Source organism: Achromobacter dolens (assembly GCF_902859745.1).
In the GTDB taxonomy this organism is placed as follows: Bacteria; Pseudomonadota; Gammaproteobacteria; order Burkholderiales; family Burkholderiaceae_B; genus Achromobacter; species Achromobacter dolens.
This window is the reverse complement of record NZ_CADIJW010000060.1, coordinates 1-12,291: the sequence shown is the minus strand read 5'-3', so window position 1 is coordinate 12,291 and position 12,291 is coordinate 1. Positions and strand designations below refer to the sequence as shown.

The window sequence follows — 12,291 nt, the reverse complement described above, 5'->3', positions numbered from 1 at the left end:
ATGATCACCATGACCGCCGCCTTCCTGGGCGAGATCGACCGCCAGGCGCGCAGCCACTACGACGAGGGCGCGGGCCTGGCGCTGCGCCCGCTCGATCCCGCCGGCGACGCCGCCCTGCTGCGCCAGTGGTTCGCGATGGACTACGCGCGTTTCTGGTCGATGCAGACGTTCACCGAAGCGCAGGTGCGCGACTTCTACGAGGCCCTGGTCGACAGCGGCCATGCCGGCGCCTGGCTCGGCAGCCACGACGGCCGCCCGGCCTTCCTGGTGGAATGCTACGACCCCGCCCACGACCAGGTCGGCGAGCACTACCCGGTGCGCCCCGGCGACCTCGGCATGCACATCTTCATCGGCCCGCCGCGCGTGCGCATCCCGAATTTCAGCCGCAACGTGCTGGCCTTCGTGATGCGCTTCATGTTCGAACGCCTCCAGGCCCGGCGCGTGGTGGTGGAACCCGACAGCAACAACAGCAAGATCCATGCGCTCAACCTGGCCATGGGTTTTGTCTATGCCGGCCAGGCGCGTTTTCGCGAGAAGACCGCCAGCATCGCCTTCTGCACCCGGCAGCAGTTTGAACAGGCCCAACTCCAGGAGTCTTCCCTATGAGCACCCAGCCCCATCCCGCCCAGATCGCCAGCCACCTCGCGCCCGAGGTCTGGGACAAAGTGAACCGCCTGTTGGTGAAGAAGGCCATCTCGGAATATGCCCACGAATGGCTGCTGGAGCCCGAACGGCTCGGCCCCGCCGAGGCGCCCGGCTTTGACCGCTACCGCCTGGTCCTGGCCGACGGCCATGCCGAGTACCAGTTCGACGCGCAACTGATGGCCATGCGCCACTGGCGCATCCCGCCCGAATCCATCAGCAAGACCATGGCCGGCACGCCCGCGCCGCTGGACGCGCTGCAGTTCGTCATCGAGATCCGCGACAAGCTCGGCATGCCCGAGGACCGCCTGCCGATCTACCTGGACGAGATCACCAGCACGCTGCACGGCAGCGCCTACAAGCACACCCGCGCCGCGCCCTCGGCCGCCGAATTGGCGGTGGCCGATTACCAGACCATCGAGACCTCGATGATCGAAGGCCATCCCAGCTTCGTCGCCAACAACGGCCGCCTGGGTTTCGACGCCGAGGACTATCACGTCTACGCCCCGGAATGCGCCAGCCCGATCCGCGTGATGTGGCTGGCGGTGCACAAGGACAATGCCCACTTCGCCTGCCTGTCGACCATGGACTACGACAGCCTGCTGCGCGACGAACTGGGCGCGGATACCGTCGCGCGCCACACCCAGACCCTGCGCGACCAGGGACTGGACCCGGCCGACTACTACTTCATGCCCTCGCATCCGTGGCAGTGGTTCAACAAGCTGTCGCTGGCGTTCGCCCCCTACGTGGCCACGCGCAAGATCGTGTGCCTGGGCTATGGCGACGACGATTACCTGGCGCAGCAGTCGATCCGCACCTTCTACAACATCAGCCAGCCCGGCAAGCACTACGTCAAGACCTCGCTGTCAATCCTGAACATGGGCTTCATGCGCGGCCTGTCGCCGTACTACATGTCCGGCACGCCGGCCATCAACGAATACCTGCACGGGCTGATCTCGTCGGACCCGTGGCTGCGCCGCAACGGCTTCACCATCCTGCGCGAAGCGGCCTCGCTGGGATTCCGCAACTACTACTACGAAGCGGCCATCTCGGTCGACACGCCCTACAAGAAGATGTTCTCGGCGCTGTGGCGCGAGAATCCCACCGCGCTGATCGGCGCCAACCAGCGCCTGATGACCATGGCGGCGCTGCTGCACGTCGATCCGCAGGGCGGCGCCTTGCTGCCCGAGCTGATCCGCGCCTCGGGTCTGGACGCCGCCGCGTGGCTGGAGCGCTACGTCGATGCCTACCTCACGCCGCTGGTGCATTGCTTCTACGCCCATGACCTGGTGTTCATGCCGCACGGCGAGAACGTCATCCTGGTGGTCGAGGACCACGTGCCCGTGCGCGCCTTCATGAAGGACATCGCCGAGGAATCGTCGATCCTCAACCCGAACGCCGCCCTGCCCGAGAACGCCCGCCGCCTGGCCGCCGATGTGCCCGAGGAATACAAGCTGCTGACCATCTTCGTCGATGTGTTCGAGGGCTACTTCCGCCACCTGGCGCAAGTGCTGGCCGACCACGGCGTGATGGACGAGGACGCCTTCTGGAAACTGGTGGCCGGCCGCATCACCGCCTACCAGGAGGCCCATCCCGAGCGGCTGGAAAAGTATCGCCAGTACGATCTGTTCGCTCCCGAGATGATCCATTCGTGCCTGAACCGCCTGCAACTGGCCAACAACCTGCAGATGGTCAACCTGGCGGACCCCATCGGCAGCTTCCAGATGGCGCCCAACCTGGCCAATCCGATCGCCCGCTATCGGCCGCAATGGCTGGGCCAGAGCCAGGCCGACACCGTGCGAGCGCTTGCGTGAACCACGACCTGGACGACCTGCTGGCGCTGACCGGCCGCCTGGTGCCCGGGCTGTCGGGCCAGGTCGCGGCGGCGCCCGGGCCGGGCATCCGCCCGGGCGCCGACAACGCCCAGGCCATCGCGCGGTTGCGCGATGTCTGGGGGCAGCGCTATCCGGAAGCCGGGCCGCACTACCTGGCTTTGCGCTGCTGGGGGCTGCTGATCTGGCAGCCCGTCTACCTGAGCGTGATCGCCGCGCACCGCAGCGAGATCGTGCCGGACCTGTCGCGCATGACCCAGCCGGTGCCGGACGACGGCTTCATCATCGGCTATACCCTGGAGCGCCATGCCCCCTTGCGCGCCGGCCTGCGCGAACGCATGCAGGCCGCCGCCGCGCAACTGCGCAATATCTGCGCCACCTTCTACCGCGAATTGACCCAGGTGCTGCGGGTCAGCCCGCGCGCCGCCGAGTGCATGCAGGCCGATTGCGTGCTCTACGCGCTGCTGGCGGCGCGCCATGACGACGGCGACGCCGCCAATGCCTGGGCCCAGCGGCAGGCCGGCGCGTGGATGGACCTGCTTGGCGTCCCGGGACGCAGCGGCTACCTGACCTGGCGGCGCGCGGACCTGCCGGTCATCGCCGTGGACCGGCAGGTCTGCTGCCACTACTTCCGCAGGCGCGACAGCGACTACTGCAGCACCTGCCCCAAATTGGATCTTGCCGAACGCATGACCCGGATCGACGCCGAGAGCGCCGTGCCCGCCTGAGGGCGGCCGGGCCTTGCGGGATGGCACAAGGAGTCGGAAATGACGGACATTGGCCGCCTTGAGCATGTGCGCGAGGCGTTGAGCCCGCTGCACGTTCGGGCCTATTTCGACGAAGCCCTGTTCGCCCGCGAACAGGAACGGATATTCAAGCAATCGGCCCTGTACGTGGGCCACGAGAAAGGCGTGCCCGAGCCGGGCGACTGGCGCCGCCTGCCGCACGAGGACGGCGGCCGCGTGCTGGTGCGCAATGCCCAGGGCGTCGAGCTGGTCTCGAACGTCTGCCGCCACCGGCAGGCGCTGATCCTGGGCGGCGAGACCGGCGCGGTCACCGGCCCCGGCAACCCAGCCGGCAACCTGTCGGCCAGCGGCGGCAACATCGTCTGCCCGCTGCATCGCTGGACCTACGACAACCGCGGCCAGATCCTGGGCGCGCCGCAGTTCCCCAGCACGCCATGCCTGAACCTGCCGCGCTTCCCCTTGAAGAACTGCCATGGCCTGCTGTTCGAAGGCCCGCGCGACCCGCGCGCCGACCTGGGCCACCTGTTCGAGCGCCCGGAATTCGATTTCTCCGACTACGTACTGGACCACGTCGAGGTGCACCAGTGCAACTACAACTGGAAGACCTTCATCGAGGTCTACCTGGAGGACTATCACGTCGGGCCGTTCCATCCCGGACTGGGGCGCTTCGTCACCTGCGACGACCTGAGCTGGGAATTCGGCCGCCGGCACAGCCTGCAGCGCGTGGGCGTGCACGATTCGCTGGAAAAGCCCGGCTCCGACGTCTACCGCGACTGGCACGACACGCTGATGCGCTATCGCGATGGCTCGGCGCCCGAGTTCGGCGCGATCTGGGTGACCTACTTCCCCACCCACATGATCGAGCTGTACCCGCACGTGCTGGTGCTTTCCACGCTGTACCCCAAGAGCCCGCAGGAAACCATCAACATCGCCGAGTTCTACTACCCGGAGGAGATCGCCCTGTTCGAACGCGAATTCGTCGAGGCGCAGCGCGCGGCCTACATGGAGACGGCGGTCGAGGATGACGAGATCGGCGAACGCATGGACGCCGGCCGGCTGGCGCTGCTGCGCCGCGGCACTTCCGAAAGCGGCCCCTACCAGTCGCCGATGGAAGACGGCATGCAGCATTTCCACGAGTGGTATCGCGACATCATGGGAGACGAGCTGGGCGATTGCGCGGCGCCTTGAGGCGGGTGGCGGGGGGGGAAATGGGCATGGCGCCACAAAATGGTGCCAGATCAGTGAGAATAGCTGCAACAATGCGAACATATGTTATTCTCATTCTCACATCCAATGGCTTGTGAACGGCCATCTTAGGGGCTCATCCCGTAACGCGAGTGACGATCTTGAACCCATCACCCTCCCCCGCCCAATTCACCGTCGCCGACTTCAACCGCATGGGCAGCCAGAGCGGTTTCCACTACCGACTGCCGCAGTTGAGCGGCGCGCTGCGGGGCGATCCGGAAACCCTCTGCATCGCCGAAGGCCGGGTCGAGACCCACGCGATCCGCCCCGGCCTGACGCTGGTGCTGTCCGATGTGCGCGTGCACCAGCACTACGAAGCCACCTCGATGATGTCGCCACGTTTTTCGGCCATCGTCATGCTGCAGGGCAACGCCCAGACCCGCATCGATCGCCATGACGACGTCAGGCTGGCCGCGCACAGCGGCGTCAGCGCGCTGTACGGCGACACCGTTGCCATGACCGGCATCCACGCGCCCGGCCAGCGCCTGCGCAGCGTCAACCTGTCGCTGTCCGACCCGGATGGCGCGGGCGACGACCCGACCAGCGAGCTGATCTGGAAAGCGCTGCGTTCACCGTCGCTGCGGCTGCGCCGCTGGCAGGTGCAGGGCCATCTGCTGCAGGCCATCGAACACCTGCTCGATTGCGGCTGGGACGGCCCGCTGCAGGCCATGCTGCGCGAAGGCGTGGCCACGCAGTTGCTGGCGCACGCCCTGGCCACGCTGGAACAGCGCGCGCCGGCCGACAGCGCCGTTTCCGAGCGCGATCGCCAGTTGCTGGAACGGGTGCGCGAGCGCCTGTACAACGCGCCCGGCGAGGAACATACGCTGGACGACCTGGCGCGGCTGGCCTGCATGAGCCCCAGCACGCTGCGCGCCAAGTTCCAGGCCGCCTACCAGCGCTCGGTCTTCAGCTGGCTGCGCGAGCGCCGCCTGGAGGTGGCGCGCGAACAATTGGCCCAGGGATGCAGCGTGCAGCAGGCCGCGCACTTCGTCGGCTACCGCCACGCCACCAACTTCGCCACGGCGTTCCGCGAACGCTACGGCATCGCGCCCAGCGAACTGAACTGAGCGCCGGCCGTGCACGGCTTACGGCGGCGCCCATTGCTCTCGCGGCGTTCTCCATTCCTGCAACCCGCCATGACAGGCGACCATGCGACAGCGCTTCCCAGCCCGGGAAGCCCCTGCCATGGATGCCGTCGTGTCACGCCGCGAACCCCTGCCTTCCTTTCCCGTCATGGTGTTGATGCTGGGCCTGCTGTCCTGTGTCGCCCCCGCCACCATCGACGCGTACCTGCCCGCATTCGGGGCGCTGGGCCGGGAATTCGCCGTTCCGCAGGAAACCGTACAACTGACGCTGGGCGTGTACATGGCGTGCTATGCCTCCATGCTGCTGCTGCATGGCACGCTGTCCGACTCGCTGGGACGGCGCCGCGTCGTGCTCACGGCGCTGGGGGTGTACGTCGCCGGCGCGCTGATGGCGGCGCTGGCGCCGAGCTTCGGCTGGCTGCTGGCCGGGCGCGCGGTGCAGGGCCTGTCGGCCGGCGCCGGCATCGTGGTCGGACAGGCCATCATCCGCGACTGCTACGACGGCGCGGTGGCGCGCCGCGCCATGTCCTACCTGATCCTGGTGTTCAACCTGTCGCCGGCGCTGGCCCCGATCCTGGGCGGCTACCTGGCCGCGCACCAGGGTTGGCGATCCGTGTTCCTGCTGCTGACCGCGCTGGCCGGCGCCGCCTGGCTGCTGTGCGCGCGGCGCCTGCCCGAAACGCTGCCGCCCGAGCGGCGCCAGCCGCTGGCCTGGCGCACGCTGGGCGGCAACTATGCGCGCGTGCTGGGCAACCGGCGCTATGCCGCGCTGGGCGCGGCGTTCAGCCTGCTGTTCGCCGCCCAGGGGTTCCTGATCGGGGCGGCGCCCGATTTCATCGTCAACGTCCTGGGTTTGCCGGAAACCGATTTCGCCTATCTGTTCGTGCCACTGGTGGCCGGCGCCATGGCCGGCGCGCTGCTGGCCGCGCGCAAGGCGGGGCACTGGTCGGATGGGCGCATCACGCTGCTGGCCTATCTGCTGATGGGGGGCAGTTGCCTGGCCTATGTGCTGTACATGGCCGCCGCCGAGCCGCCGCGCCTGCCCTGGGCGGTGCTGCTGCCCGGCCTGTACACCTGCGGCCTGGCCATGGGCGTGCCGGCCATGACATTGCGCATCCTGGGGCACGTGCCGGACCTGTCGGGCACCGCCGCGTCCGTGCTGGGTTTCATGCAGATGCTGACATTCTCCGTGGCCAGCGGCTGGGGCGTGCCGCTGGTCTATGGCCAGCCGCTGCGGCTGGCGGCGGCCATGCTGGCCTGCGTGGCGGCCAGCGCCATCGGCTGGGCCTGGCTGCACCGCCGCGCCGCCCCCGTGGCCAAGACCGAGGCCGGCCTGGGCTAGCGTGCCGGCCCGCGGGTTTCGAGCGGGCATGTCCGCGCGGCGGCGCACCGGGCCAACGGCATTCTCCATATGCATCGCGTCGTCCGGCATACATCAGCACAACGGTAAAAATCAATAATTCTCACTACCAAATTTTTCCGCTGGAGCTTGCCCTCATGCCGTTCGTACCGCCCCTGCCCGCCGCGCGTCCGCGCCGGGTGCGCCCCCTTGTCTACGCGATTCAGACGGCCCTGTTCTGCTCCGCCCTTACCCACCAGCAAGCCACCGCCCAGAGCGCCGCCAGCGCCGATAGTGGCGACGTGGCGCAACTGCCCGCCGTCACCGTCAGCGGCGCCGGCATCCCGGGCACCACCGAAGGCACCCATTCCTACACCACCGATGCCATGAACACGGCCACCGGCCTGACGCTGTCGCCGCGCGAGACGCCGCAGTCCGTCAGCGTGGTGACGCGCCAGCAGATCGAGGACCAGGGCCTGCGCGACACCGGCGCGATCCTGGCCAGCGCGCCGGGCATTTCGGTCTCGCGCAGCGACAGCAACCGCTTTGCGTTCTCGTCGCGCGGCTTCGATATCGACAACTTCCAGTTCGACGGCCTGAACTCGCCCATCCTCAGCCTGTGGAACTACGGCGCCACCGACATCGACTCGGCCATCTACGACCGCGTCGAGATCGTGCGCGGCGCCACCGGCCTGATGACCGGTTCAGGCAATCCGTCGGCCGCCGTCAACTTCATCCGCAAGAAGCCGCTGCGCGAGTTCGCCTTGTCCGGCAGCGCCAGCGCCGGCAGCTGGAACCAGGTCGGCGGCAACCTGGACCTGTCGGTGCCGGTCACCGAAGGCGGCCGCATCCGCTCGCGCTTCGTCGCCGCCTATGACCAGGGCGACAGCTACGTGACCTTCCTGGATTCGCGCAAGCGCACCTTCTATGGGGTCATCAGCGCCGACCTCACGCCGGACACGGTGCTGACCGCCGGCATCGAGTATTCCCGCAACCAGAGCAACGGTTTCGGCAGCGGCTTTCCGCTGTTCTACAGCGACGGCTCGCGCACCGACTTCAACCGCTCGGTGGCCAACAACACCCGCTGGGCCCGCATCGACACCGAGTCCACCACCACCTTCGTCGACCTGACGCATCGCTTCGCCAATGACTGGAAGGTGCGCGCGGCCTACAGCCACAACGATGGCGACTACCGCATGAAGCAGTTGTTCCGCGGCGGCTACCCCGACCGCGTCACCGGCGCCGGCATGACCAGCGCGTACAACAACTATGATGGCGACCGTTCGCGCGATGACATCCACCTCACGGTGTCGGGCCCGTTCCAGTTGTTCGGACGCAAGCACGAACTGGCGCTGGGCTGGATGAGCGTCAACGACCACAGCAATATCGGCCAGTACCTGCAGACCGGCGCCAAGCCCGCGCTGGGCAGCTTCTTTGACTGGCGCCAGGATCACGTGGCCGAACCCACCTGGGCCGCCAACAAGACGCCCGCGGACGACCTGCGCGTCAAGCAGACCGGCGCCTACGCGGTGGGCCGCTTCTCGCTGGCCGATCCGCTGCACCTGATCCTGGGCGGACGCTGGAGCAACTGGGAGACCAACCAGACCTACTTCGGCAGCAAGCGCCAGTACAAGATCAACGACCAGTTCACGCCCTACGCCGGCCTGCTGTACGACATCAACAGCACCTACACGGCCTACGCCAGCTATACGGAGATCTTCCAGCCGCAGAACGCCCGTTCGCCCAGCGGCTCGATCCTGCCGCCGATCGACGGCAAGAGCTACGAGGTCGGCCTGAAGGCGGCCTACCTGGACGGCTTGCTGAACGCCTCCGCATCGCTGTACCAGACCCGCCAGAACAACCTGGCACAGGCCATCCCGGGCGAGTCGGTCATCGGCATGCCCGGCACCCAGGCGTACCGTGCCGTCTCCGGCGCCAAGGTCGAAGGCTTCGAACTGGAGACCAGCGGCCAGCTCATGCCCGGCTGGAACCTCGGCGCCAGCTACACCCACTTCACCGCCAAGGACGCCGACGGCAAGCCGATCAACACCAGCCATCCGCGCAGCCTGTTCAAGGTCTACACCACCTACCGCCTGCCGGGCGATCTGCACCGCCTGACCGTGGGCGGCGGTGTCGACTGGCAAAGCCGCATCTACCGCTCCGCCGCCAGCCCGCGCGGCAATGTGGACGTGGAGCAAGGCAGCTACGCGCTGGTCAACCTGATGGCCCGCTTCGACTTCAGCAAGCAGGTCTCGGCCACCCTCAACCTAAACAACGTGTTCGACCGCAAGTACTACGACCAGATCGGCTTCTACAGCCAGGGCTGGTATGGCGCGCCGCGCAACGTCATGCTGACGCTGCGCGCGCAGTACTGAAGCGGCGGCTGACGACCCACCAAGGAGCTTCCCGGCACAATGCGTTTGCATCGATTCATCGCGGTGCCCTGGCGCCGCCGCGCCGCCCAGTGCGCGGCGGCGTTGGTCATGGCCTGCACCCTGTCGGCGTGCGACCGGCCCACGCCGCCCGCCGCCACCGCGACGCCCACCGCCGCTACGAACACGGCCGGCCCCGCGCCGCGCGACGGCGCCGATGCGCCGGCTGCCGGTTTTCCGGTGACGCTTGACAGCGCGCTTGGCAAGGCGGTCATCACGGCCCCGCCCCGGCGCGTCGTCACCCTGGGCCTGGGCGCCGACGACCTGGCGCTGGCGCTGGGCGTGGTGCCGGTGGGCGTGGGCCGCGCCGACTGGGGCGGCGACGCCGACCATTACTGGCCCTGGGTGCGCGCCGCCATCGAGGCCACCGGCCAGCCGCTGCCCGAGCGCATCACGGTGTACCCCGAACTGGATATCGAAAAGATCATCGCCTTGCGCCCGGACGTGGTGCTGGCGCCGTTCTCCGGCGTCACGCCCGAGGCCTACGCGCAACTGTCGCGGCTGGTGCCGGTGGTGGCCTATCCCGGCCAGCCGTTCCTGACGCCCGTCGACACGCAGATCGACCTGATCGCCACGGCGCTCGGCAGGCGCGAGGGCGCCGGGCCGCTCAAGGCGCGCATCCACGACGCGCTGGCGCAGGCCGCGCGCCGCTACCCCGAACTGGCCGGCAAGACCTTCGCCTATGTACGCGCCGACCTGGGCTCGGGCAATTTCGCTGCCTACGTCGCCGGCGATCCGCGCGTCGATACGCTCACGGCCATGGGCCTGACCCTGGCGCCGTCGGTGCGCGGCCTGCGGGCCAGCGCCGGGCATTTCGCCCACTACCTGGGCTTCGAGCACGCCGATGCGCTCGGCGACGCCGACATCCTGGTGTCCTGGTTCTACACCCCGGAAGAGCGCGACCGCGCCGCAGCCCTGCCCCTGTATGCCTCGATTGCCGCGGTGCGGCGCGGCGCCTACGTGGCACTGAGCGACCCGGCGCTGGTCATGGCCTCGTCATCCGGCACGCCGCTGGCGGTGGCCTGGATGCTCGACCGGCTGGCGCCGCAACTGGCGCAGGCCGCGCGTCATGCCCAGGCCGGCGGAGCCGCGCCCTGATGCCGCCGCGCCAGCCCCGCGCGGCGCGCGTCGATGGCACGCCCTCCCACAGCCCACGCCTGCGCGCGCCACTGCTGCTGGGCGCCTGTATGCTGTTGGCCGCCGCCGTGCTGGCAAGCCTGTGGCTCGGCTCGCGCGGCCTCTCGGCGGCCACGGTCTGGCGCGCGCTGCTGCAACCCGACGACAGCCACGCGGCGCTGGTAGTGGCCTCGCGCATTCCGCGCACCCTGCTGGCCGTGCTGACCGGCGCGGCCCTGGCGGTCGCTGGGGCGCTGATCCAGGCGCTGACCCGCAATCCGCTGGCCGAGCCGGGCCTGCTCGGGGTGAATGCCGGCGCGGCCGCGTCCATCGTGACCGCCGCGCTGGTCCTGGGCGGCCTGCCGGCGCATCCATTCTGGGCCGCGCTGCCCGGCGCGCTGGGCGCCGCGGCGGCGGTGTACCTGATCGGCGCCGGCGGCCGCGGGCTGCAACCGGTGCGGCTGATCCTGGCCGGCGCCGCCGTCAACGCGGTGCTGTTCGCCTATGTGCAGGCGGTGGCGCTGCTGCGCGACGACATTTTCGATGCCTACCGCTTCTGGGCCGTGGGATCGCTGGCGGGCCAATCGCTAGACGCGGCATGGCGCGCCGCGCCCTACATCGGTTTTGGCCTGCTGCTGGCCGCCGCGCTGGCGCGGCCGCTCAACCTGCTGGCGCTGGGCCCCGCGCTGGCGCAGGCGCTGGGCCTGCGCGCCGGCCTGTATCGCGCGCTGGGCCTGCTGTGCGTGGCGGTGCTGGCCGCGGCCGCCACCGCCGCCGCCGGCCCCATCGCCTTCGTGGGCCTGGCCGTGCCGCATATCGCCCGCCGCCACGCGGGGCCGGACCTGCGCTGGCTGCTGGCGTACTGCGTGGTGCTGGGCCCGCTGCTGATGCTGGTGGCCGACATCCTGGCGCGGCTGCTGCGCGCGCCCGCGGAGCTGCTCACCGGCGTAGTGGTCGCCTTCATCGGCGCGCCCTTCCTGTTGGCGGCGTTGCGCAGCCGCGCGCGGAGCCCGGCATGACCCGCGCCGCGCCGGCCATGACCGCTCGCCGCCGCCCGCTGTTGCGCATCGGGGCGTGGCTGGCCTGGCCTGTCGCGCCGCGCTCACTGGCCTGCGCCGCGCTGCTGCTGGCGATGGCCGGCGTCCTGTCCGTCACCGCTTTGCGCGCCGGCGACCCCGGCTTGTCCTGGGCCGCGCTGTGGCAGGCGCTGCGAGGCAGCGGCGGCGCCGTGGAGCAATGGCTGGTGCAAACGGTGCGCCTGCCGCGCGCCCTGTCGGCGCTGGGGGCGGGCGCCGCGCTGGGCCTGTCGGGCGCGCTGTTCCAGAGCCTGACGCGCAATCCGCTGGGCAGCCCCGACGTCATCGGCCTGACGGCTGGCGCCTCCGCCGGCGCCGTGGCGGTGGCCATGGTCTGGCCGGGCCTGATGCCGGTGGCCTGGGGCGCGGCGGCGGGCGCGCTGCTGGCCACGGCCGGCGTCTGGTTCGGCTCCGGCGCCGGCTTCGCCTCGCCGCAGCGCATGGTCATCGCCGGCATCGCCGTGGGTGCGATCGCCTTCGCCTTCGTGCAATACGGCCTGTCCAACCTGCGGCGAGAACAGGCCTATCTGGCGGCCACCTGGCTCAACGGCAGCCTGGCCGGCAGGACCTGGCACGACGTCGCCCTGATCGGATCGGCCTGCGCCGTGCTGCTGCCGCTGGCGCTGGCGCTGTGCGCCCGCCTGCGCTTGCTGGAGATGGGCGATGACCTGGCCCAGGCCCTGGGCGCGCCGCCGGCCCGCAGCCGCCTGGCGGCCACGCTGGTGGCGGTACTGGCCGCGGCCGCCGCGGTCGCGGTGGCCGGGCCGATCGCCTTCAT

10 protein-coding genes are annotated in these 12,291 nt (G+C 69.7%); all 10 read left to right on the top strand.

Annotation, left to right across the window (positions count from 1 at the left end; translation table 11 throughout):
- Entirely contained in the window at nucleotides 1-606 is a 606-nt protein-coding gene (locus HV783_RS26065; RefSeq protein WP_175190155.1) for a GNAT family N-acetyltransferase, read from the top strand.
- The gene (locus HV783_RS26060; protein ID WP_175190154.1) at nucleotides 603-2,456 is read left to right on the top strand and encodes an IucA/IucC family protein; all 1,854 of its coding nucleotides are present in this window, start codon (nucleotides 603-605) and stop codon (nucleotides 2,454-2,456) included. Before HV783_RS26065 ends, HV783_RS26060 begins: the two co-directional genes overlap by 4 nt.
- Nucleotides 2,411-3,202: a siderophore ferric iron reductase gene (locus HV783_RS26055; RefSeq protein WP_175190153.1), complete on the top strand. Its 792-nt coding sequence runs from the start codon at nucleotides 2,411-2,413 to the stop codon at nucleotides 3,200-3,202. Before HV783_RS26060 ends, HV783_RS26055 begins: the two co-directional genes overlap by 46 nt.
- A 39-nt stretch (nucleotides 3,203-3,241) precedes the next feature.
- Nucleotides 3,242-4,408, top strand: a complete 1,167-nt coding sequence (locus HV783_RS26050; RefSeq protein WP_054416988.1) for an aromatic ring-hydroxylating oxygenase subunit alpha — start codon at nucleotides 3,242-3,244, stop codon at nucleotides 4,406-4,408.
- Nucleotides 4,409-4,617: 209 nt separating this feature from the next.
- Complete coding sequence (locus HV783_RS26045; RefSeq protein ID WP_116791168.1) at nucleotides 4,618-5,532, top strand: helix-turn-helix transcriptional regulator; 915 nt, start codon at nucleotides 4,618-4,620, stop codon at nucleotides 5,530-5,532.
- Nucleotides 5,533-5,662: 130 nt separating this feature from the next.
- Entirely contained in the window at nucleotides 5,663-6,892 is a 1,230-nt protein-coding gene (locus HV783_RS26040; protein ID WP_054504313.1) for a multidrug effflux MFS transporter, read from the top strand.
- Nucleotides 6,893-7,047: 155 nt separating this feature from the next.
- Entirely contained in the window at nucleotides 7,048-9,264 is a 2,217-nt protein-coding gene (gene fauA, locus HV783_RS26035) for a TonB-dependent alcaligin siderophore receptor FauA (RefSeq protein ID WP_116791167.1), read from the top strand.
- A gap of 39 nt (nucleotides 9,265-9,303) precedes the next feature.
- A complete protein-coding gene (locus HV783_RS26030; RefSeq protein ID WP_175190152.1) occupies nucleotides 9,304-10,419 on the top strand; it encodes an ABC transporter substrate-binding protein in 1,116 nt (371 codons plus the stop codon).
- The gene (locus HV783_RS26025) at nucleotides 10,419-11,456 is read left to right on the top strand and encodes a FecCD family ABC transporter permease (protein WP_254604047.1); all 1,038 of its coding nucleotides are present in this window, start codon (nucleotides 10,419-10,421) and stop codon (nucleotides 11,454-11,456) included. The genes HV783_RS26030 and HV783_RS26025 overlap by 1 nt, the downstream gene beginning before the upstream one ends.
- Nucleotides 11,453-12,291: iron chelate uptake ABC transporter family permease subunit (locus HV783_RS26020; RefSeq protein WP_175190151.1), on the top strand; the 839-nt coding region annotated here is incomplete at its 3' end. The genes HV783_RS26025 and HV783_RS26020, both read left to right, overlap by 4 nt.

Excerpts from the sequence above, each read along its gene's own strand:
- HV783_RS26065 (WP_175190155.1), top strand. The coding sequence starts at position 1 with ATGATCACCATGACCGCCGCCTTCCTGGGCGAGATCGACCGCCAGGCG.
- HV783_RS26060 (WP_175190154.1), top strand. The coding sequence starts at position 603 with ATGAGCACCCAGCCCCATCCCGCCCAGATCGCCAGCCACCTCGCGCCC.
- HV783_RS26055 (WP_175190153.1), top strand. The coding sequence starts at position 2,411 with ATGGCTGGGCCAGAGCCAGGCCGACACCGTGCGAGCGCTTGCGTGAAC.
- HV783_RS26050 (WP_054416988.1), top strand. The coding sequence starts at position 3,242 with ATGACGGACATTGGCCGCCTTGAGCATGTGCGCGAGGCGTTGAGCCCG.
- HV783_RS26045 (WP_116791168.1), top strand. The coding sequence starts at position 4,618 with ATGGGCAGCCAGAGCGGTTTCCACTACCGACTGCCGCAGTTGAGCGGC.
- fauA (WP_116791167.1), top strand. The coding sequence starts at position 7,048 with ATGCCGTTCGTACCGCCCCTGCCCGCCGCGCGTCCGCGCCGGGTGCGC.
- HV783_RS26030 (WP_175190152.1), top strand. The coding sequence starts at position 9,304 with ATGCGTTTGCATCGATTCATCGCGGTGCCCTGGCGCCGCCGCGCCGCC.
- HV783_RS26025 (WP_254604047.1), top strand. The coding sequence starts at position 10,419 with ATGCCGCCGCGCCAGCCCCGCGCGGCGCGCGTCGATGGCACGCCCTCC.